The organism is Phyllobacterium sp. CL33Tsu, from assembly GCF_900113985.1.
Taxonomy (GTDB): Bacteria; Pseudomonadota; Alphaproteobacteria; order Rhizobiales; family Rhizobiaceae; genus Phyllobacterium; species Phyllobacterium pellucidum.
Genome location: NZ_FORJ01000004.1, coordinates 251,448 through 273,341, shown reverse-complemented (window position 1 = coordinate 273,341; position 21,894 = coordinate 251,448). Strand labels below are relative to the sequence as shown.

Annotated in this window: 20 protein-coding genes; 15 read left to right on the top strand and 5 right to left on the bottom strand. The window is 58.3% G+C overall.

The features are described from left to right. Positions 1–8: 8 nt before the first annotated feature. The 3 genes from repB to BM074_RS16350 all read left to right on the top strand — a co-directional run bounded on the left by repB (position 9) and on the right by BM074_RS16350 (position 5,358). Positions 9–1,070: a plasmid partitioning protein RepB gene (repB, locus tag BM074_RS16360; RefSeq protein ID WP_091923404.1), complete on the top strand. Its 1,062-nt coding sequence runs from the start codon at positions 9–11 to the stop codon at positions 1,068–1,070. 205 nt (positions 1,071–1,275) lie between these two features. Next, a complete protein-coding gene (gene repC / locus BM074_RS16355) occupies positions 1,276–2,592 on the top strand; it encodes a plasmid replication protein RepC (protein ID WP_091923402.1) in 1,317 nt (438 codons plus the stop codon). Positions 2,593–2,850: 258 nt separating this feature from the next. After that, the gene (locus tag BM074_RS16350) at positions 2,851–5,358 is read left to right on the top strand and encodes an EAL domain-containing protein (protein WP_091923400.1); all 2,508 of its coding nucleotides are present in this window, start codon (positions 2,851–2,853) and stop codon (positions 5,356–5,358) included. Positions 5,359–5,393: 35 nt separating this feature from the next. Here BM074_RS16350 and BM074_RS16345 read toward each other — a convergent pair whose 3' ends face one another. The 4 genes from BM074_RS16345 to BM074_RS16330 are packed head-to-tail and all read right to left on the bottom strand — an operon-like array spanning position 5,394 to position 9,201. After that, positions 5,394–6,467, bottom strand: a complete 1,074-nt coding sequence (locus tag BM074_RS16345) for a D-TA family PLP-dependent enzyme (protein ID WP_175499047.1) — start codon at positions 6,465–6,467, stop codon at positions 5,394–5,396. Continuing rightward, entirely contained in the window at positions 6,457–7,332 is an 876-nt protein-coding gene (locus tag BM074_RS16340) for a MurR/RpiR family transcriptional regulator (protein WP_091923396.1), read from the bottom strand. The genes BM074_RS16345 and BM074_RS16340 overlap by 11 nt, the downstream gene beginning before the upstream one ends. Positions 7,333–7,337: 5 nt before the next feature. Next, on the bottom strand, positions 7,338–8,408 hold the full coding sequence (ugpC, locus tag BM074_RS16335) for an ABC transporter ATP-binding protein (protein WP_091923395.1): 1,071 nt from the start codon (positions 8,406–8,408) through the stop codon (positions 7,338–7,340). Positions 8,409–8,412: 4 nt separating this feature from the next. Continuing rightward, a complete protein-coding gene (locus BM074_RS16330; protein ID WP_091923393.1) occupies positions 8,413–9,201 on the bottom strand; it encodes an SDR family oxidoreductase in 789 nt (262 codons plus the stop codon). A gap of 242 nt (positions 9,202–9,443) precedes the next feature. Here BM074_RS16330 and BM074_RS16325 point away from each other — a divergent pair, with 242 nt between their 5' ends. The 5 genes from BM074_RS16325 (at position 9,444) to BM074_RS16305 (ending at position 14,310) form a co-directional block, all read left to right on the top strand. Further along, positions 9,444–10,673: an ABC transporter substrate-binding protein gene (locus tag BM074_RS16325; RefSeq protein ID WP_091923391.1), complete on the top strand. Its 1,230-nt coding sequence runs from the start codon at positions 9,444–9,446 to the stop codon at positions 10,671–10,673. 73 nt (positions 10,674–10,746) lie between these two features. Continuing rightward, positions 10,747–11,616, top strand: coding sequence for a carbohydrate ABC transporter permease (locus BM074_RS16320; protein ID WP_027232226.1), 870 nt, complete (start codon positions 10,747–10,749; stop codon positions 11,614–11,616). Next, a complete protein-coding gene (locus BM074_RS16315; protein WP_027232225.1) occupies positions 11,610–12,437 on the top strand; it encodes a carbohydrate ABC transporter permease in 828 nt (275 codons plus the stop codon). The genes BM074_RS16320 and BM074_RS16315 overlap by 7 nt, the downstream gene beginning before the upstream one ends. 17 nt (positions 12,438–12,454) lie before the next feature. Then, positions 12,455–12,820, top strand: a complete 366-nt coding sequence (locus BM074_RS16310; protein ID WP_081815920.1) for a RidA family protein — start codon at positions 12,455–12,457, stop codon at positions 12,818–12,820. Between the two features lie 20 nt (positions 12,821–12,840). Then, positions 12,841–14,310 carry a M81 family metallopeptidase gene (locus BM074_RS16305; RefSeq protein ID WP_091923387.1) on the top strand — a complete coding sequence of 490 codons (1,470 nt, stop codon included), beginning with the start codon at positions 12,841–12,843 and terminating at the stop codon, positions 14,308–14,310. Here BM074_RS16305 and BM074_RS16300 read toward each other — a convergent pair. After that, positions 14,307–14,477 carry a hypothetical protein gene (locus tag BM074_RS16300; protein WP_244532896.1) on the bottom strand — a complete coding sequence of 57 codons (171 nt, stop codon included), beginning with the start codon at positions 14,475–14,477 and terminating at the stop codon, positions 14,307–14,309. The genes BM074_RS16305 and BM074_RS16300 overlap by 4 nt on opposite strands. 235 nt (positions 14,478–14,712) lie before the next feature. Here BM074_RS16300 and BM074_RS16295 point away from each other — a divergent pair, with 235 nt between their 5' ends. The 7 genes from BM074_RS16295 to BM074_RS16265 all read left to right on the top strand — a co-directional run bounded on the left by BM074_RS16295 (position 14,713) and on the right by BM074_RS16265 (position 21,887). Next, the gene (locus BM074_RS16295; protein WP_244532918.1) at positions 14,713–15,453 is read left to right on the top strand and encodes a FadR/GntR family transcriptional regulator; all 741 of its coding nucleotides are present in this window, start codon (positions 14,713–14,715) and stop codon (positions 15,451–15,453) included. After that, the gene (locus BM074_RS16290) at positions 15,450–16,637 is read left to right on the top strand and encodes a PLP-dependent transferase (protein ID WP_091923383.1); all 1,188 of its coding nucleotides are present in this window, start codon (positions 15,450–15,452) and stop codon (positions 16,635–16,637) included. Before BM074_RS16295 ends, BM074_RS16290 begins: the two co-directional genes overlap by 4 nt. Before the next feature lie 49 nt (positions 16,638–16,686). Beyond that, complete coding sequence (locus tag BM074_RS16285) at positions 16,687–17,958, top strand: ABC transporter substrate-binding protein (protein WP_174208373.1); 1,272 nt, start codon at positions 16,687–16,689, stop codon at positions 17,956–17,958. Between the two features lie 115 nt (positions 17,959–18,073). Beyond that, entirely contained in the window at positions 18,074–19,006 is a 933-nt protein-coding gene (locus BM074_RS16280; protein ID WP_091923380.1) for a carbohydrate ABC transporter permease, read from the top strand. Then, a complete protein-coding gene (locus BM074_RS16275) occupies positions 19,006–19,854 on the top strand; it encodes a carbohydrate ABC transporter permease (protein WP_091923378.1) in 849 nt (282 codons plus the stop codon). The genes BM074_RS16280 and BM074_RS16275 overlap by 1 nt, the downstream gene beginning before the upstream one ends. Positions 19,855–19,868: 14 nt before the next feature. After that, entirely contained in the window at positions 19,869–20,939 is a 1,071-nt protein-coding gene (ugpC, locus tag BM074_RS16270; RefSeq protein WP_091923376.1) for an ABC transporter ATP-binding protein, read from the top strand. Between the two features lie 177 nt (positions 20,940–21,116). Then, on the top strand, positions 21,117–21,887 hold the full coding sequence (locus BM074_RS16265; RefSeq protein ID WP_027232215.1) for an amino acid ABC transporter substrate-binding protein: 771 nt from the start codon (positions 21,117–21,119) through the stop codon (positions 21,885–21,887). Positions 21,888–21,894: the final 7 nt, after the last annotated feature.

The window sequence follows — 21,894 nt, the reverse complement described above, 5'->3', positions numbered from 1 at the left end:
GGGCAGTGATGGACAAGAACCGCAGGGATCAGTTGAAAGCCTTGTTTGGGACCGTTGAAACGGTGTCGCAATCCGAAGCAAACCCGGCAGAAGCTCCGGCGACCCAGCCGCCCGGCAACGTCGAACCGCTGAAGCCGCGCGCGGCTTCAGGCGCCGTGAAAGCCATGGGACTTTCGCTCGGAGGGATTTCGCGCGAACTGGAGGATGCCCGCCGCATCAGGGATAGTTTTGAAGGCAGCGAGCGCATCGTCGAACTCGATCCTGCCCTGGTTGAAAGTTCCTTCATCGAGGATCGCCTCAGCAGCGATACGCCACTCGATGAAAGCTTCGAAGAACTCGTCGAAAGCATCCGCTCGAACGGCCAGCAAGTACCAATTCTTGTGCGGCCGCATCCGGACAAGCACGGAGTGTACCAGACCGCCTATGGACATCGGCGTCTACGCGCCGCAGCGCGGATTGCCAAACCGGTGCAGGCGATCATTCGCGATCTTACCGATGTGCAACTCGTCCTCGCGCAGGGCAAGGAAAACACCGAACGGCGCGACCTGTCGTTTATCGAACGCGCATTTTTTGCCAGCAACCTGGTGGAACGAGGCTTCGAGCGCGGTCTTGTGCAAGACGCGCTGTCGATCGACAAGGCTGAAATGACCCGCTTCCTCCAGGTTGCGGCGGCTGTTCCGGCCCCGATCGTTCGTGCAATCGGGCCCGCACCGAAAATCGGCCGCCCGCGTTGGATAAGGTTTTCCGAACTGCTGCGGCCGGAAGAAGCGCGCAAGGCGGCACTTGCCGAAATTGCGACGCCGGTCTTCAAGGGTGCGGATAGCAACGGACGGTTCAACCGGCTCTTCGAACTGCTGTTGAAGCAGGAAAAGCCTGTCGTACTTCCCGTTGCGACGGCTCAGGCGATACCACAATCCGGCAGGAACACTGCCGCGGTCGCTCGTCTTCAGACAGACAACGGCAAGAAGACATTATCCTTTGCCGAGCACGCGCCCGAGGGCTTTGCCGAGTTTGTTGTCAGCGAGCTCGATGCGCTTTTGAACAGGTTCAAACAACAGAAGCGGGGCTGATACCCGCCACAGATCTTTGCGTAAGCGTAAAATCCGAGAGAAACCGAGAGAAGGAACAACGGCAAGAAAAAAGGCCCCCAGAACGTCACCGCTCCGGAAGCCCTCTTCAATGTAGCAATTCGAGAGAATCACTTCCGCCCAGACTTGTCAAGAGTCGGACGCGTTCCGGCAACACCTTTCCCTTGCCTCAATTTGAGGTAAAGACATGACTGACCGTTTCGCGACCACGCCGTTTGGCGGGCGATCGCTGTCGTATGCCATGCTCGCCGCGCAGGAAAAGACTGCGCGAGCCCGCGAAAGAATGGCAGATGCGACAGCGGATCATCCAGAAAAATGGCCGTTGCTGCGCTCGCTCACGGAAGCGCGCGCAGCCTTTTTCCTGTCCGACCGAGCCATTGCGGTTTTGGAAGCCCTGCTTAGCTTCCATCCCGAGACGGTGCTCGACGGCAGCGCGCCCTTGATCGTATTTCCATCCAATGCCGAACTGTCGATGCGCACGCGCGGCATGGCGCCGGCGACAATCCGCAGACATCTGGCGTCCCTGGTTGAGGCCGGCCTGATCATTCGCCGCGACAGCCCGAATGGCAAGCGCTATGCGCGGCGGGGAGACACGGGCGAGATAGAACACGCATTCGGCTTTGACATCTCGCCGCTGGCCTTACGTCATGCCGAAATTGAAGCCCACGCGGCTGACGCACGCAACCTTGCGCGGGCCATCCACCGCATACGCGGCGAGATTACAATTCATCTGCGCGACATATCGAAGACGGTAGAGGCTGGATTGAGCGAGGGCCGGCCGGGAGACTGGACGCAATATGCTGAGGAGCTTGCTGCCCTGTCAGGGCGGGTAGGGCGCAATTTGCCGCTGGAGACCCTCGAGCGGCGGCGTGACGCGCTGACTGCGTTACGTGTGCGTGTGGAGAAAAGCTATCTGGCGTCACTCTCAGATGAAGAAATGAGCGCCAGTGACTCCTCTTTTGAGCGCCATATTCAGAATTCAAATATAGACCACCAATTTGATAGAAGCCCAGAAAAAGGGCTGAAGCAATCCGCGGCACCGCAAGCCGAGACCGTGAGCAGTGGCAAAACGGCGGCATTAATTAAAATGCACAAGCAGCTTAATGCCGCGCGGGGCAACCGGAACCACCCGCAGCCGGATGGTCGCAAATCAATGAGTGAGCCCGGCACAGCGCAGGTGCCGCTCACCGCCGTGTTGAGTGCCTGTCCGCAGATAGGCGACTACGCCCGCGCTGGAATTGCCGACTGGCGCGATCTGGTGCAAGCGGCCGGCGTCGTCCGGTCGATGCTTGGTGTTTCGCCTGATGCCTGGGACCGGGCGAAAGCGACTATGGGTGAGGTGAATGCCGCCATTACCGTCGCCGCAATCCTCGAACGCGTTGGCGACATCCGGTCGCCTGGCGGATATTTGCGAGCGCTGACCGAGCGCGCGGAAGACGGCTTGTACTCCGTCGTTCCCATAATCAAGGCGTTGGGGGGAAGTGCGCCGGCGAGGCTGGAATGATGCGGAGGCGTTGGTTGCGGCGGGCGCGTTCCCGGCTGGACAATTCAATCTTGCTATTAGGCGTTGCAAGGAATAGGCATATGCTTCTCGGGCAAACCACCATGCAAGTGAAATCCTGGTACGGCCCGGGAATGAATACTAAGATAGCTATTTATCTGCATGATATTTCGATAGCGAGCGGGCGGTCAGCATTTTCTGTAGAGGTTTGGCCCGCAATTTTATTTTATCGATTTTTTCGTGCGTTTTAGGATCGGTTCCATGAATATTGCGGACGCGGATGCGCAAGATCCTCATAATCCACGACAGGCAAGGGGCCCTGGCATCCCGCTCATTGCGCTCGTTGGTCTTCCCCTCGTGCTCCTTCTATTCCTGGTCTTCCTCGGGATAGGCTGGGTCGTTCAAACCGAGCGGACCAACCAGAGTCGCATCTATTCAGAGCGCACAGCGGAAATACTGGCTGGAGATATTGCCGGACAGTTAGGCCAGCTCATTTCGCCGACGAGCGACTATGTCGAGGCCCTGCGCGCCGAGATCAAATCCGCATCGTGCCGGACCGCCGATTGTGTCTTCGCGATCGTTCAGAAACATGCGGCCGCTCCAGATACGATCCCAGCCGAAGCAGCCTATGTGGCCTTTGGCGCAGAAAGCGGACAATTCTTCGGGATCTTCAAGATCAATGCACATGACGACAAGCTGCTTGGGCGTGCGCAGACTGACGCGAATGATCCGACCCGGCTGTATCTCATCAGTCCAACGAATACTGTGACTGTGAAGCCCTATATTCTTCACGACCGCGGCTGGTACCAGGGCGGCAGCATCAGGGAGGAACCAATCTGGAGCGCCCCGTTCAAATATGTGGCGCCGGGGAATGCGCCTGAGATGCTCGGCGCTTGGGCAATGTCGCGGATCGTCAGGGTGGATGACCCCGACGGTAAGCTGCTCGGTGTCATTACGGCGGATGTGGATCTTCGGCCCATCGGTGCATTCCTTCAACAAATGACCGGCAAGGCCTTTGCCAATCTTTCGATTCATACACGATCAGGGGAATTCATCGTTTTCAGGGACGGCCAGCTTCAGGTCATATCCGATGATTCCAGCGCTGCGAAGATCGAGGACGGGCTGATCTCGAAGGAAGTGCCGTTGCCGATGAGCGATCTGAAGGGTTGGAGTCTGACGCTCACGCTGGGGCCGGAACTATCGAAGCCGGCACTTTGGGGACCGAGTACACCGCTCCTCCTAATGGTCGGACTGCTCGCCAGCCTGGCCGTTGCTGCCTATACAGCTTCATACGTTGCCAATCCTGTGAAGCGGTTGTCGCGTGCGGTCGTCGAGGTCAGTAATCTCAAGCTGGACATGCCGGTGAATGTCGAAACCAAGGTAACGGAGATCGCTGCACTCGCGGGAGCGGTAGAGCGTATGCGCGCGGCGCTTCTTCGCAACCAGAATCGTCTTGAATTCCTCGCTTATCACGATCCTGCAACGGGCCTGCTCAACCGCGCCGGATTGAGCAATGAATATTCGGGAATGATTGCGCGCTCCGGTCAAATCGAACTGGTTCTGATCAAGATCCCGAACTACACGCATATTGGCGGCGTTTTTGGCGGCACCGCTCTTGCGAACATCATTGCTCGAAACGTTGCTCGCATAAGGAACGAATACCCTGACAGCATCGTCGGTAACGTAAGCGAACACGAGACCGCCTTCCTTGCTTGCACCCCTTCGGGGCTTGATCATCTCCAGCTCGACAATCTTCTCAAATCATTGCGTGAGCCTTACGAACAGGCGGGCATACGCTGCGCGGTCGAGATCGTTGCTTCAGTCAGCATCAAGCAGAGCGAGCAAACCGACTTCGATCTATTGCTGCGGCGTGCCAACGGCGCACTTCACTACGCGGAGAAAACGCAAAGCGAAGGCGCCATCTGGTATAACCCGGCATTGCTTCATGATCTCGAAGAGGAACTCGAGGCAACCGGGAACGTTGCACTCGCCATCATGGGCGGCGAGTTCTCGGTTGAATTCCAGCCGATCGCCGAACTCAAAACGAGGTTGATCGATTCCGTTCAGGTTTTCGGCGTTTGGAATCATCCGCAACTTGGTGCGATCAGGCAGAAGGAGTTTTTCTCCATTTTCGAGAAGAACGGCTCCATTCGCGATGTCGGGCTTTATATCATCGGCGAGGCTTTCAAATTTCTGCGGACATTCAAGACGCTTCATCCGCAAGCGCCCATGGTCGTTTGTATTAATCTCTCGCAGGTTCAGCTTTTTGATCCGCTCTTTGTCGAACGCGTAACGGAGTTGCAGCGAGAGTGGGATGTCGACGGTGCGGACGTCATGTTTGTCATCGTCCGCAATGCTTCGAGCCTTGAGGACGCACAGATCGTGCGCACCCTCGACAAGCTTCAAACACTCCGTTTCCGCCTTGCGGTCGATTATTTTGGCTTGGACAATGCCAGCCTTGCGGCGATGACAGCGGTAAAGTCCGAATGTCTGATAGCCGGTCCATCATTGCATCGAAATATTGACCGGCCCGGACGGGAACGGACGCTTCTACGGGCGATCTGCAGACTTGCCGCCGATCTTGGCATGTATACCGCCGCCGTTGGTGTCAACAATGCAGCTGATATTGAGCCGCTCATTGAATGCGGCTGCACCTACGGCATGGGACCGCTATTCGGACGGGCGGTTTCTGCTGAGGCATTCCTAGATAATTTCGTGAAGAAAGCCGTGGAACTCCGGCAGCATATGGGGCACGGCAGCCGTTCGTAGCGTTTGACCCCGATTAATGATCAGTCTGAAATATCTTAGTCGACACGACCGCGCGCAGCCACGGGTGTGACTTCGACAACCTCGTTGCCTGAAATCAAAACCACCTCGTCAAAGAGGTTCGATACGACACAGGCGTGGTTGGGGACGATCCTAACCCTGTCACCAATCCGCGGCTTGCGGGCGCAACCACTCACATCGACAATGCCGTGCTCTTCACTCAAGGAGGTGATGACGGCATCGGGAAATTCGACGATGCGACCGAACCCCTCCATGCCAAAAGTGTCGCTGGACAGCGATTTTGAGCCCGCATCGATAATAGCGCGCGTCTCAGTTGGGCAACTGACGATGGTAGCAAGCACCGTCAGGGCGCAGTCGTCCCAGGTTCCCACGCCTTTCGCAACCTGGAAACGGTCCATGTAGATGTAGGTGCCGGGGCGATGCTCGGTTGCGCTCGTCACTTCATGCGCTCGCCACATATCCGGCGATCCGCCATTGGAAATGATGCGCGGATCGAGCCCGGCCTCGGTTGCTTGACGCTTCGCTGCGGCGAGAAAGGCTTCGTTTTCTTCAACGGCACCGGTTTTCGGGTAGGTCATGAAGCCCCTGAAGCGCAAACCGGTGCAGCCATCGACGAGCCTGGCGAGTGTCAATGCTTCGTCCGGCGTCTGGACGCCGCATCGGCCCATGCCGGTGTCGCATTCAATGAGGACGTCCAGCGGCTTGCCCGTATCGCCGAATGCTTCGGCGAGGCCCCGGATTGTCGTCTCGCTGTCGGCCGTCACGGCAAGGGTAACGCGCTCGTTCAATGCCACCAGGCGGTCGAGTTTTTCCTTGCCGAGTATGTTGTAGGGAAGAAAAATGTCCGTCAGCCCGGCATCGGCCATGACCTCGGCCTCCCCCAGTTTCTGGCAGGTGATGCCAACAGCGCCGAGTTCAACCTGGCGCTTTGCAAAGCGTGGCAGCTTGTGCGTCTTGATATGCGGGCGAACGGCAAGGCCATGGCTATTGGCATAGGCCTGGAAGCGTTGCAGATTGGCGTCGGCCCGATCCACATCAATAAGGACTGCGGGCGTATCGATTTCGGCGAGGTTCACGGGACTAATCTCCAAGCGGTAGGTTGGGCGCACCGGTCTTGTGCAGGCCCTGCAGGTTCTTGATGCGCCGCATGCGTTCGACGGCGGGTGCGCCGATGCGCTCGGCAATGGTCATCGCCAGCATATCGGTCATTGCGAGCAGGGCATAGCGGGCAGGCGAGGGGCGATATACATTCGTACCCTCATCGATGCTAAGCGGCAGGACCAACTGGGCGGCGGCAGCAAGCGAGGAGCCGGGGGCCGTTATCGCAATAGTCTTTGCCCCGTAACGCCCGGCGATGGTTACGGCTTCGATCAACGGCCTGACTTCCCCTGACAGCGAATAGGCGACGATTGCCGTTTCCTTGTTGCTGGTTGCGGCAGTCATCTGCTGCATTTCGCCGTCGATGGAAGATGATGCCCTGAGCCCCAGCCGGAACAGGCGGTTTTCAAGTTCCGTCGCTGCCATCGACGAAGCACCGCCCGAGCCGTATGCGCGTATCATACCGGCATCGGCGACGATTGCGGCTGCGCGTTCCAGGTCGGTGCGGTCAATTTGCTGGATCACATGGCCGATCGCATCAAGGGCACCGCTGGATATGATCGTCGGAATATCGTTGTCCTTATGTGCGGGCGCCGCCACGATAAAGCGTCCGGCAACGGCCAGCGATTGCGCCAGCTTGACCTTGAATTCACGTGTTCCCTCAAAACCCAGCATGCGGCAGAAGCGGGTTATTGTCGGCTCGCTGACGCCCGCCTTTTCGGCGAGAAGCTCGATCGATGCATGCGTTGCAAAATCCGCATCGGCCAGAATTGCCGCCGCAACCCGCTGATCCGAACGCTGCCCGGTATCGGCGATGTCCCGCAGACGGGCGACGATGTCGAAATGTGGGGCGGCCATTTCAATCAGATCCGGTTGCCGGTTCTGCGATCGAACACATGCACTTTGTCCGGGTCGATCGACAACTTCATGAGGCTGCCAGGCTCGGGCGCAATTCTGTCGCGAAAGACGCAGCGAACACCAACGCCGTCGATCGTACCGAAGATGTGCGTTTCCGAGCCTGTCGGCTCCACAACCACAACCTGATAGGTAAACCCCTCACTGTCGGCCGCCGCTAGCCGGAAATGCTCCGGACGAATCCCGATCTCGACCTCTTGCCCGGAAACCGCAGTTGTGGCGCCGACAGGTATGGTCGACCCATCCGCCATGCGCAGGCGCGGCGCGCCGTCGCCGCGTTCGATGGTCCCCGGAATGAAATTCATCGCCGGTGAGCCGAGAAAGCCAGCAACAAACTTGTTCACCGGCTTGTCATAGAGTTCGATCGGCGAACCTGACTGCTCGATGCGGCCACCATTCATGACGACGATCCGGTCCGCCATGGTCATCGCCTCGATCTGGTCGTGTGTCACGTAGACCATGGTCGTCTTCAACTGCTGGTGCAGGGCCTTCAGTTCGGTGCGCATCTGGACACGCAATTTTGCATCGAGGTTGGAAAGCGGCTCGTCAAAGAGGAAGAGATCGGGTTCGCGCACGATGGTGCGGCCCATGGCAACACGCTGACGCTGTCCGCCCGAAAGCTGGCGCGGCAGGCGGTCGAGATAATCGTGAAGATTGAGGACTTCCGCCGCCTTGTTGACCTTGGTGTCGATCGCATTGGCAGCTTCCCGCCGTATCTTTGGGCCAAATCCAATATTCTTGCGGGTCGTCATATGCGGGAAAAGCGCATAACTTTGAAACACCATGGAGATATTGCGCTGCTGCGGCGGCAGTTTGTTCGATAGGCGGTCGCCGATCCACAACTCGCCCTCGGAAATGTCGTCGAGCCCGGCGATCATGCGCAACAGGGTGGATTTGCCGCAGCCGGAGGGGCCGATGAGCACGAGGAACTCGCCGTCTCGGACGTCGAGGTCAATGCCATGCAGGACATTCATCGCACCGTAAGACTTCACGAGTTTCTTGATCTGCAGTCCGGCCATGCTGCTACTCCCCTGCAAGAACGTCGTTGATAAAACACAGATTGCCGGCAGTCAGGCCGGCATCGACCGCCAGAGCCGTGCCGGTAATACCCGAGGCAGCCGGCGAGGCGAGGAACACGGCTGCCCTCGCCACCTCTTCAGGCGTCACCATCCGCCCGAGCGGATAATGCGGCAACACCTTGGCCAAAAGGCCCGGCTCCTTCTGCAAGCGGTGGTCCCAGGCGGGCGTACGGACCGAGCCGGGGCAGATGGCATTCGCGCGAATTCCGTAGCGGCCGCGTTCGACGGCGAGCGCCTTTACATAGGAGATCAAACCGGCCTTAGCTGCGGAATAGGCCGGATTGCCGAAGTGGCTGAGACCATTGACCGAGGAAATAAAGACAATGCTGCCGCTGGCTCGTTTGCTCATCGCATCGACGACCGGAGCCGTCACATGATAGGCGCCGTTCAGATTGATCGCTACCTCGCGATCCCAGATCGCGCCATCGAGTTGATCAAGCGTCTCGCCGCGTGTGAAACCCGCATTGTTGATGAGGATATCGGGCGTACCCTTCGCCTTGATAAATTCCCGAATGGCATTCGTCGTTGTTCCAGCTTCGCTCAGATCGAAGGTCAGGCGATGCGCAAGGTCGAGGTCGGCCATCGTATTTGAATGCTGATCCGCCCCTGACACGACGGCGCCTGCGGCGCGGAACGCTGCCACAAGGGCGCGGCCGATGCCGCCCCCCGCTCCGGTAATGAGGACGGTCCGGTTCCTGAGCCCAAGGAAGTCGTCGACACTTGCTGAAGTCATGCACCGGCCTATGAATCTGGACTGATTTGCGATCTGCTCGCTCCGCCTCAGCTAAGAACCGAGCGTGAAAAAAAGCAACACAAAAATCTTGCTTATGCGCAAAAATCCCACTTGCATGAAATTAAATTACATTTGAAGATGACGCCGCCGAAGAGCAAGCTGACGGAACTGTTGGAGCAAAAGTCCGAACAGCGTTGCAACGAGAAAGCGCTGCCGCGTGTAGCTTTAAAAAGGGGTTACCAATGACGATCAGACAAAAAATCTGCCTTCTTGCTGGAGCGAGCCTGATTGCTTTCAGCACCAGTGCACTTGCCGAGACGACGGTGCGCGTTACCATCGCCGAATACAGCAAGGGCACCGGTCCCTACTTCGAAGAGGCTGCAAAGGCATTCGAAGCAGCCAATCCGGACACGAAAATCCAGATCGAAGTCGTTCCGTGGGACAACCTGCAGCAGAAGTTGACCACGGACATTTCCGCGGGCGCAAATGCGGACCTTTCCATCATCGGCACGCGCTGGCTGCTCGACTACGTCAAGGAAGGCATCGTCGCACCGCTCGACGAACACATTACGCCCGACTTCAAGGCCCGCTTCATTGACACGTTTCTGTCGCCCTCGGTGATGAACGGCAAGGTCTACGGCCTGCCGATCGCCGCCTCGGCACGCGCGATGTATTACAATAAGGATATCTTCGCCAAGGCCGGCATCGATACACCGCCGGCGACATGGGCGGATTTCAAGACCGACGCGGAAAAGATCAAGAAGCTCGGCGGCGAGACCTATGGTTTTGGCCTGCAGGGCAAGGAAATTGAGACCGATGTCTATTTCTACTACGGCATGTGGTCGAACGGCGGCGAGATCGTCAAGGACGGCAAGTCGGGTCTCGACTCCCAGGCGTCGATCGATACGGCGAAACTCTACAAGAGCTTTATCGACGAAGGCCTGACCCAGCCCGGCGTTACCTCTTACTCGCGTGAAGACGTGCAGAACCTCTTCAAGCAAGGCAAGGTTGCAACCGTTATCACTGCGCCGTTCCTTTCCAACCAGATCAAGACGGAAGCGCCGAACCTTAAATATGGCGTTGCTCCTATCCCGGCAGGGCCAAGCGGCGACAAGGGCACCTATGGCGTGACCGACTCCATCGTGCTCTTTGAGAATTCCAAAAACAAGGAAGCTGCCTGGAAATTCCTCGACTTCATTTTCACCAAGGAGCAACGCACCAAGTTCGACAAGGTTGAGGGCTTCCTGCCGGTCAATGCCGAAGAAGCAAAAGACCCTTACTTTGCCGACAATGCGGATCTGAAAGTCTTCACCTCGCTTCTGCCGAACGCCCGGTTCGCGCCGGTTATTCCAGGCTGGGAAGACATTGCGCAGACGACCTCCAATGCGATCCAGAAGATCTATCTCGGCCAGGGCGATCCCGAAGCTACGCTCAAAGAGGCTGCTGCTAAGGTCAACGAGACGCTGAAGTAAGTTTGCTCGGGGAGGCGGATCAAGCCGCCTCCCGATTTCCCTTCACGCTCAACGCTCGAGGAATTCAAAGCCGATGCAACGGGCTACAGCACCCTATGTCCTGATCTTGCCGAGCTTCATCCTGGCCGCCGCCATCATCCTTTGGCCGCTCAAGGAAATCATTTCGCTGTCACTGCACGATGTGAACCGCTTCGGCATGATCCGCGATTTCATCGGCCTGCAGCATTTCCGCGTTCTGTTCGCCGATCCCGATTTTATCGCAGCGACCTGGCGCACGCTTTTCTGGACAGCATCCGTGGTGGTCGGAACGCTGGTCATATCGGTGCCCATCGCGCTCATTCTCAACGAGGATTTTTACGGCCGCGGTATCGCGCGCATATTGATCATGTTGCCTTGGGCGATCTCTCTGACGATGACTGCTATCGTCTGGCGCTGGGCGCTCAACGGTGAAAGCGGCATGCTTAATTCGGCCTTGCGGGGCCTTGGCCTCATCGACACCAATATCCAGTGGCTGGCGGAAGCTTCGACGGCATTCCCGATGCAGATATTTATCGGCATCCTCGTTTCTATACCTTTCACGGTAACCATATTCCTTGGCGGCCTGTCCTCGGTGCCCGACGATCTCTATGAGGCTGCGGCAACGGAGGGTGCGGGAAGCTGGGATCAGTTTCGCCTGATCACGCTGCCGCTCTTGCGCCCCTTCATCAACATCGCTTTCGTCCTCAACACGATCTATGTGTTCAATTCGTTTCCGATCATCTGGGCGACAACGCAGGGCGGTCCGGCCAATTCGACCGATATCCTTGTTACCTACCTTTACAAGACCGGCTTTCGTGTGGGTAAACTCGGCGAGGCCGCGGCCGTTTCCCTGATCATGTTCGCGATCCTTCTGGTCTTTACGATCATCTATGTCCGGCTGGCGATGCGGGAGGCGAAATCATGAGCGCGAAACTCAAACGCTCCATTCTCTTCTGGATTTTGCTGTCGCCGATCGTCGTCGTGATCCTCTTTCCCTACGCGGTGATGACGATCAGTTCGCTGAAATCCGCCACCGAAGTACTGACGCCCAACTGGTGGCCGAGCGAACTGCACTGGCAGAATTTTCCTGAAATGTGGCGGACCTCCGGCATAGCGCCGGCCCTCGCCAATTCGCTCTACGTTTCGGCGCTGTCAACGGCTTTGACGATCCTTGTCTCGATCCCGGCAGCCTATGCCCTGAGCCGCTACCAGTTTGCCGGGCGCGACGCCTTCCGCCAGTTCCTGCTGGTCTCGCAAATGCTTTCGCCCATCGTGCTGGTCATCGGCCTGTTTCGCCTCGTGGCCGGCGCCGGCATGATCGACAGCCTCAATGTGCTCGTCGTCATCTATACCGCGTTCAACATCGCGTTCTGCGTGTGGATGTTGCAGAGCTATTTTTCGACCATACCGCGCGATCTTGAGGAGGCCGCGTGGATGGAGGGTGCCAGCCGCTGGCGCACGCTTATCAGCGTGTTCCTGCCGCTCGCGGTGCCGGCGATGGTGGTCACGGCGATCTTCACCTTCATCAATGCGTGGAACGAGTTCGTCATCGCACTGACCATGCTGCGGACCGAGGGCAGCTACACTTTGCCGATCCGCGTTTTCTCGCTCGTAGCCGGCCGCTATACTGTCGACTGGCACTATGTCATGGCAGCCGCTTTCGTCGCTTCCGTTCCGGTTGCGGTCCTCTTTGCCTGGCTGCAACGCTATCTGGTGCGGGGCCTCTCGATCGGCGCCGTCAAATAACAGAAAGGATTTTCATGATGACGAAGCATCACTTCGGCACGTCCCACGTTCCGCTTTCACCTGCAGTGCGGGCAGGCGACTTTATTTACATTTCGGGCCAGGTACCGGTCGGAAGCGATGGCACTGTCATCATCGGCGGTATTGAAGCACAGACGAAGCAGGTCATGGACAACGTCCAGTCGGCGCTTGCCCTTGCCGGCGCGGAGCTTTCGGATGTGGTCAAGACCTTCGTCATTCTTGAAGACGCCCGCGAGTTCGCCGCGTTCAACAAGACCTATGCCACCTATTTTCCCAAAGACCCGCCGGCGCGGACGACCATTGAATCGCGCTTGATGATCGACATCAAGATCGAAATCGAGGCGATCGCCTACAAACCGCTCTGACACTGAAATACAGGCCTATTATGCGCATCTTTACCGCATCGTTCGCGACCGAAACCAACACGTTCTCACCGGTCCCGACAGACCGCGCCAGCTTCGAAATGGCGTTTTACGCGGCACCGGGAGAACATCCTGAAACACCGACGCTTTGCTCGGCGCCCATGGTCGTGCTGCGCAAGCGGGCGCGCGAGGAAGGCTTAGAGCTCATCGAGGGCACGGCGACCTGGGCCGAGCCGGGCGGACTCTTGCAGCGCAAGGCCTATGAGGAGTTGCGCGACGAAATCCTCGGCCAGCTCCGCGCGGCGCTGCCTGTTGCTGGTGTTATCCTCGGATTGCACGGAGCCATGGTGGCCCAGGGCTATGACGACTGCGAAGGCGACCTTCTCGAACATATCCGCGCCATCGTCGGTCCAGACGTGCTGATCGCCTCGGAGTTGGATCCCCACAGCCATCTTACGGCCAAGCGTGTCCATAATGCCGATATTCTCGCGGCCTTTCTCGAATTTCCGCACACCGATTTCTACGAACGCGGCGAGCACGTGGTCGATCTTGCCTTGTGCGCGCTGAAGGGCGAGATCAAACCGGTAATTTCGACATTCGATTGCCGGATGATCGGCGTCTATCCAACGAGCCGGGAGCCCATGCGCTCCTATGTCGACCGCATGAAAGCATTGCAGGGCCGTAACGGCATTCTTTCAGTGTCGCTTATCCATGGCTTCATGGCCGGCGATGTGCCGGAGCTTGGCACGCAGGTGATGGTTGTCACCGACAATGATCCCGCTAAAGGTGCGGCACTGGCCGAAAAGCTTGGCATGGAACTTTTTGCCCTGCGCGGAAGGACAGCAATGCCGATGCTCGACACCGAAGCCGGTCTTGACGCAGCGATCGCAGTCGCTGCCAGGAAATCAGGCAAGCCCGTTGTTGTCGCCGACGTCTGGGATAATCCGGGCGGCGGTGTCGCCGGTGACGGCACGCTGATCCTGCGCCGGATCATCGAGCGCGGCATAGACAATGTCGCGGTCGCAACCATCTGGGATCCCATCGCGGTCACCTTCTGCCTTGCGGCGGGGGAGGGCGCGCAGATTCAGCTACGCTTCGGGGGCAAGGCCGGGCCCGATGGCGGTGCGCCGATCGATGCCCGGGTGATGGTCGTGAAGGCAGTCGAGGAGGGATGGCAAAGCTTTGGCAAGAGCCGCGTTACGCTAGGACCCGCCGCCGTTGTCCGCCTCGAAGGCACCGACATCGAGGTTATCCTCAACACCAACCGGACGCAGACGTTTGAGCCCGATATTTTTTCCAATCTCGGCATCGACCCGATGCGCAAGGATATGTTGCTGGTCAAATCGACCAATCACTTTCATGCGGGTTTCGAGCCGGTGGCGGCTGAGATTATCTATATCGACGCCGGCGCGCCTTATCCTTCGAATCCGCGGAAAACCAATTACCGCAAGCTGGCGCGCGAGATTTGGCCGAGGGTGGAAAATCCGTTCTAGGTAAAACGATCAAGTTTGGCGGTTTCTGGGCGCGTGGCGATCGGATAGGTCATCCGCGTCGCCCGGAAATCCTGCAAGAAGCGACCAAGGCTTGGTATCCTCGAAAGGCGCTCATATTCCTGGAATGATATTACAACGGCCACTTTGCGCGCTTGACGCAGCAACACGGTTGGCTCTCCCGCGATGGCTTTATCGACGATGGTCGACAGCGTTTCCTTGGCTCATCCAGATCTGACTCGCGCATACCCTCCACCTTTCCGCAACCCACTCACGGGCAATTTCCGGAGCCGCAATCAACACTATTATCGCCATTTCGCAAAAGCGCGAAACAGGGTTTGACTCCCATTGGCTTTCATGTTGAATTGGCACAATGGTCCAACCAATTTAGGCGTTGTCCGCGTGATCAGTCCGATCCTTGCTCCAGTGCATACATCATCCCGCGACGACGCGGTTTTGCACGCGCTGGTCGATTTCGTGACGGGTGAGAGGCTGAAGCTGGGCGATCGCTTGCCCACAGAACGCGTCCTTGCCGAGCATTTGAAGGTCAGCCGGACGACCGTGCGGGAGGCGCTGACGCGCTGGCAGGAACTCGGCCTCGTTGAGCGCCGGCAGGGGAGCGGCACCTACCTCAAGGCAGCCGTTACCCGCAACATGCTTCACCTGCCGCTGACCCTGCCTTCGGGCAACGACTTCAATAGCCTCATGCACACGCTTGAGATTCGACGCGGGCTGGAGGCGGAGGCCGCCACGCTGTGCGCCGAGCGCGCGAGCGACGCGGATATTGCGCTGATCGAGCAGAAGCTTATCCGCATGGAGAGAGTTTTCCACGAACGCAACGGCATGTCGGCGGAAGAGGACTGGGAGTTTCACCTTGCCGTGTTCCGTACGTCCGGCAATCCCCTGTTCGAGCAGATAATCGCTGCGATGTACGAGATGTTCCACCGCTTCTGGGAGCATCCGCTCGGCGTGCGCGATTTCGGCCATGCGAGCTTCCCCTATCACCGCACGCTTTTCAACGCGATAGCGGCGCGTAATCCCATCGCTGCCCGCGGCGAGGCGCTGAAACTCATTGCGACCGTCGAGGACGACCTCAAGCGCGGCAACGCGAACCTTAAAAAGCAGACCAAGAAGAGCAGAGAATGAGCGACAATCCATATTTTCACAATCAGGAGATAATGGCGCAGGCGGCAACGCTCCTTGCCCATGACGAGCCATTCCCGGGTGGCTCGGTAGTGCCGCCGATCTACCAGACGTCGCTGTTCACCTTCGACAATTATGCGGCAATGGCCGACGCCTTTGCCGGACGCAAGCGCCAGCCCATGTACTCGCGCGGTGACAATCCGACGGTGATGGAATTCGAAAGCAAGATCGCCGCGCTGGAAGGCGCGGAGGCAGCGCGCGCCTTTTCGAGCGGCATGGGCGCCATCAGCGCCATGGTGCTTGCCTTTGTCGGGGCAGGGGATCGGATCGTTGCCGTGCGCAACTGCTATGGCGACGCCTATCGCCTGTTCGAGCGCCTGTTGCCGCATCTCGGAATCAAGGTGGATTATGTCGACGGCTCGGATCCCGATGCGGTCGCTGCCGCGTTGCCCGGGGCCAAATTGCTCTATCTCGAAAGCCCGAGCTCGATGATGTTCGAGTTGCAGGACATCGCCCACTATGCGCGGCTCGCCAAGCAACACGGCGTCGTTACGACCATCGACAATTCCTGGGCGACACCGCTCTTCCAGAAGCCCATCACCCATGGCATCGATCTTGTGATGCATTCGGCATCGAAATATCTCGGCGGCCATAGCGATACGGTTGCCGGCGTCGTTGCCGGATCGCGCGAGATGATCGACCGCATCAACGGCCGTACCTATTCCTATCTCGGCGCGAAACTCTCACCCTTCGAGGCCTGGCTCCTGCTGCGCGGCCTGCGCACCCTGACCCTGCGCCTGCCGCACCACATGAAGAGCGGTCTTACCATCGCTGAGCGGTTAAGGGCGCATGAAAGCGTCGACCGGATCATGCATCCGGCCTATTCCAACCATCCGGGCAAGGCGACCCTTTCCGGCTACTCGGGACTGTTTTCCTTCGAGGTGACCGAAGACATCGACGTTCCGACCTTCGTCGATGCGCTGAAACTCTTCCGCATCGGCGTCAGCTGGGGCGGTCACGAAAGTCTCGTCGTACCGGCGCTGGCCTCGCTGCAGCAGACGCCGGACGCCAATTCGATCGGGCGCTTCGGCGTAAGCCCGCGAACCATCCGCCTGCATGTGGGGCTCGAAAGTGTCGAGGAACTATGGGCGGATCTTACCAACGCATTGGCAAAAGCCAAACGCTGAACTTCTGAACTGTCTAAAAAATGGGAGCTAGACAATAATGCAAAAACGAATGGGAACATTTCTGGCGGGCGCCATCGCGGCGCTGTCAATGACGGTATCGGCGGCCTTCGCCGATACAACGATCAAGATGGTGGAAGTGATTTCCAGCCCGCCGCGAACCGAACTTCTGAAGAAGCAGATCGCAGGATTCGAGCAGGCCAATCCGGGCGTGAAAGTGGAGCTCGTATCGCTGCCCTGGGGGCAGGCGTTCGAGAAGTTCCTGACCATGGTCCAGGCTGGCGATACCCCCGATATTGTCGAGATGCCGGAGCGCTGGATGGGCCTTTACGCCAATAATGGCCAGCTTGAGGATCTCGGGCCCTACATGGCCAACTGGAAGGACGCGGCAACGCTGGGCGACCGCGCCAAGCAGTTCGGCTCCGTCGTCGACAACAAGCAGTATATGATTCCATACGGCTATTACGTCCGCGCCATGTTCTGGAACAAGAAGCTGTTCGAACAGGCTGGTCTCAAGGAAGCGCCGAAGACACTCGACGAATTCATGGAAGCCAACAAGAAGATCTCAGCGATCCAGGGCAAGTATGGCTACTGCCTGCGCGGCGGACCCGGCGGTTTCAATGGCGTGCAGATGTTCATGAACATCGCCAATGGCAAGGGTGGCTATTTCAATGCCGACGGTACCGCGACACTCAATGAGCCGGGCGCCGTCAAGGGCCTCGAAATGCTGGCCGATATCTACAAGAGCGGCTACGCGCCGAAGGATAGCGTCAGCTGGGGCTTCAACGAGGTTGTGACCGGTTTCTATTCCGGAACCTGCGCCATGCTCGACCAGGATCCGGACGCTCTGATCGGTATCGCCGAAAAGATGAAGCCTGAAGATTTCGGCGTTGCGCCGCTGCCTACCGGGCCGAATGGCAAGTCCTATCCGACCCTTGGCTATGCCGGCTGGGCGATGTTTGCAAATTCGAAGGTCAAGGACGAGGCCTGGAAGCTCATGGGCACCTTGCTGTCGCCCGAGGACAATATCGAGTTCGCCAAGAATGTCGGGGTCCTGCCGATCCACAATGGCGCGGACAAGGACCCCTATTTCGGTTCGGAAGCCTTCAAAGGCTGGTTCCAGGAATTGAGCGATCCGAAGACCTTCGAATTCGTCACGCCGCCGACGCATCTCGAAAACCTCGGCAATTTCTATGACTCGGTTTCGGTCAAGAATTTCCAGGAAGTTCTGCTGGGCCAGAAGACGGCGAAAGAGGTCGCCGACGAGTGGGCTGCGTTCCTGACCGAACAGCAGCAGGCCTGGATGGCCAAGAACAAGAAATAACGTCACCTGCAACGATGCTCCGGCGCGGACCGTGCCGGAGCATTTCTTTTGGTTCGCCAAGCCGGAAACAAGGCGGCGAATTCGAAACGACATCGAGATGAGGGGTTCGATAGGTATGGTCATGCAATCGACAGCGGCAGGCTTGCCGCAGAAGGGCGGAAGGGCCGGCGAGAAGCGAAGCTTTGCCGATGCCTTTGAACCATGGGCCTATATGAGTCCGGCCCTCGTATTTCTGCTCCTCGTTCTTGTGGTACCGCTGATCTTCGGCATCAGCTATTCCTTCCGCAAGTTTTCCGCCTTCAAGTCTGAGTTTGTCGGGCTCGCACAATACCAGGCGATGCTACACGACAAGGTGCTGGGCGAGGCGCTGATCAACACCCTGTGGTGGACGGTCGCGAGCCTTTTCTTCCAGTTCTTCCTTGGGCTTGGCCTCGCACTGCTCCTCGATCGCAATTTCGCCGGCAAGAAGCTGGTCCAGGCCATCGTCTTCCTGCCATGGGCGGTGCCCTCGTTTCTTTCGGGTCTTACCTGGGCCTGGCTTTTCAATCCGATCGTCGGGCCTCTGCCACACTGGCTCTATGCGCTCGGTCTCAAGTCAGAGCCGACCAATATCCTCTCCGATCCCGCGACAGCCATGTGGGGGCCGATCATCGCCAATGTCTGGTTCGGCATCCCGTTCTTTGCGATTACCCTGCTGGCGGCGCTGAAGTCTATCCCGTCGGAACTGCATGAAGCCGCCGCGATCGACGGCGCCAATCCATGGCAACGTTTCACCAAAGTGACCTTGCCGTTCCTTGCACCTACCATCGCCATCACGGTCATGCTGCGGACAATCTGGATCGCCACATTCGCCGACCTCATCTACGTGATGACCGAGGGTGGACCGGCGGGTTCCACCAATACTGTCGCGACCTACATCTATGTCAGCGCATTCAAGACGCTCGACAAGGGCTACGCATCGGCGGTTGCCGTACTCCTCCTCGCGCTCCTCATCCTCTACGCGGTCGTCCTGATCCGTATCCGCAAAGCACTCGTGAGGTATTCCTGATGATCGCCGGACGCTCGCGCAATGCCCGGATCTTCGGGGCCATAGGTCTCTATGGCGCAGTCGGGGCCTATGTCATTTTCGCCTTGTTCCCGCTGTTCTGGACGCTGAAGATTTCGGTGACGCCGCAATCGCTGCTATATTCGGAAGGCATCACGATGTGGCCGTCGACCTCGACGTGGGAAAACTACGTCACCGTGCTGCGTGCCACCGATTTCCCGCGCTACTTCCTCAACAGCGTCATCGTGTCGGTAATAACCGCTGCGCTGGTGACGATCATAGCCTCGGCGGCTGGCTATGCCATGTCGCGCTTCTCATTCCATGGCAAGACAACCGTCGCCGTGACCCTGCTCCTGACCCAGACATTTCCGCTGGTGATGGTCATTCCGCCGATCTACCGCATCATGGGTCAGCTTGGGCTTACCAATAGTCTCACCGGGCTCATCATCATCTACACCGCCTTCAACATCGCCTTTGCTACATTCCTGATGCAGTCGTTCTTCGACGGTATTCCCAAGGACCTAGAGGAAGCCGCGATGATCGACGGCTGCAGCCGCTCACAAGCGCTGCGCAAGGTCATCATTCCGCTTACACTGCCCGGTATGGGCGCAACCCTCGGCTTCGTCTTCACCGCCGCATGGAGCGAACTTCTGTTCGCGCTGATGCTGATCAGCAGCGACAGCCAGAAGACCTTTGCCGTCGGGCTCCTCACCTTCATCGGCAAATTCGCCGTGGACTGGGGGCAGATGATGGCGGCTTCGATGCTCGCGCTCATTCCGGCCTGCCTGTTCTTCGCCTTCCTGCAACGCTACCTCGTGACCGGTCTGACCGCCGGCGCAGTGAAGGGCTAACCAAGGATAATCCCATGGCTTCTGTCACCATATCGAATGTTCAGAAAAACTACGGCGCCATGAACGTGCTGTCCTCCGTTGATCTCTCGATCGCCGACGGCGAGTTTGTCGTCCTTGTCGGCCCATCGGGCTGCGGCAAGTCCACGCTGTTGCGCATGATTGCGGGGCTGGAAGAAATTTCAGCCGGCGAGATCAAGATCGGCGATCGTGTCGTCAACGATGTCGCGCCCAAGGATCGCGACATCGCCATGGTGTTCCAGTCCTATGCGCTCTATCCGCATATGGACGTAGCTGCGAACATGGGCTTCAGCCTCTTGCTGCGCAAGACGGCCAAGGACCTCGTCATGAGCCGCGTCGGCAGCGCCGCCAAGCGTCTCGGCCTCGACGTGTTCCTCGAGCGGCTTCCGCGTCAGCTTTCCGGCGGTCAGCGCCAGCGCGTCGCCATGGGGCGGGCGATCGTCCGTGATCCCAAGGTCTTCCTCTTCGACGAACCCTTGTCCAACCTCGACGCAAAGTTGCGCGTACATATGCGCACCGAGATCAAGGCGCTGCACCAGCAGTTGAAGACGACGTCCGTCTATGTCACCCACGATCAGGTTGAAGCCATGACCATGGCCGACCGTATTGTTGTGATGCACGATGGCGTGATCCAGCAGGTCGGAACGCCTCTCGAACTCTACGACCATCCGGCGAACCTCTTTGTTGCCGGCTTCATCGGTTCGCCCGGGATGAACTTCCTGCCGGCCGTTGTCACAAACCAGAACGGAACGAGTGCCGCGGAGCTTGCCGATGGTCAGTTCGTGCCGCTGCGGCAGGAACTCAACCTTACCGACGGCGACAGGATTGTCGTTGGCGTACGGCCGGAAAACATCGAGATCGGCGGGGCGGATAATTTGAAGGCCAGGATCGAGGTCATCGAGCCATTGGGCCTCTCGACGCAATTCTATACGAAGATGGCGGATCAGCAGGTTTGCATCTTCGCCATGGGGCGCACCGATCGCGCTCCGGGCGATATGATCGGCCTCGGCGTCAAGCCGGAAAATGTTCACGTCTTCCACGCCAAGTCGGGCATGAGATTGGCCTAAGGCGATCGTCGCCTTCCGCGAAAAAGCGGCTGGAATAATATTTCGCTGTTTCGGCGATTTCTGGTATTGCTTTCGCCGTTTAGCAGATTTTGCTGGCTGGGAATGCCTATGCAGCAGCCAAGCAAAGTGACATTTTCCGATCATTCGCCAAAAGGCTAAAACAATGGATGGAAACAAATGAACTGGCTGAAATCGCTCCTCGTCATCGGCGCTCTCGCAATCGTGCCCGCACAGGCCCATGCAGAATCGAATCTGGAAAAGATCAAGGCGGCGGGTGTCCTGAAGATCGGCACCGAAGGTACCTACGCGCCGTTCACCTATCATGACGCGGCCGGCAAGCTCGTCGGGTTCGACGTGGAGATCGGCGAGGCGATCGCCAAGAACCTCGGCGTCAAGCCACAGTTCCTCGAAGGCAAGTGGGATGGCCTCATCGCCGGTCTTGACGCGAACCGCTACGACACTGTCATCAACCAGGTTGGCATCACCGAGGCTCGCAAGCAGAAGTATGATTTCTCCGAGCCCTATATCGCCTCCAAGGCTGTTCTCATCGTCAAGGGCGACAATGCCGATATCAAGACCTTCGCTGATCTGAAGGGCAAGAAATCGGCGCAGTCCCTGTCGAGCAATTTCGGCAAGATCGCGCAGGAAGCGGGCGCCGAGCTCGTTGGTACCGATGGTTTCGACCAGTCGATCCAGCTCGTCCTCAACGGCCGCGCCGATGCAACGATCAATGACAGCCTGTCGTTCCTCGACTTCAAGAAGCACAAGCCGGACGCCAATGTGAAGATCGCCGCCCAGCAGGAAAATGCCGACTTCTCCGGCATCATCATTCGCAAAAACGAGCCGGATCTCCTGGCTGCGATCAACAAGGCGCTCGAGACGATCAAGGCGGACGGTACCTACAAGAAGATTGCCGACAAGTATTTCGGCGAGGACGTCTCCAAGTAACACCCGT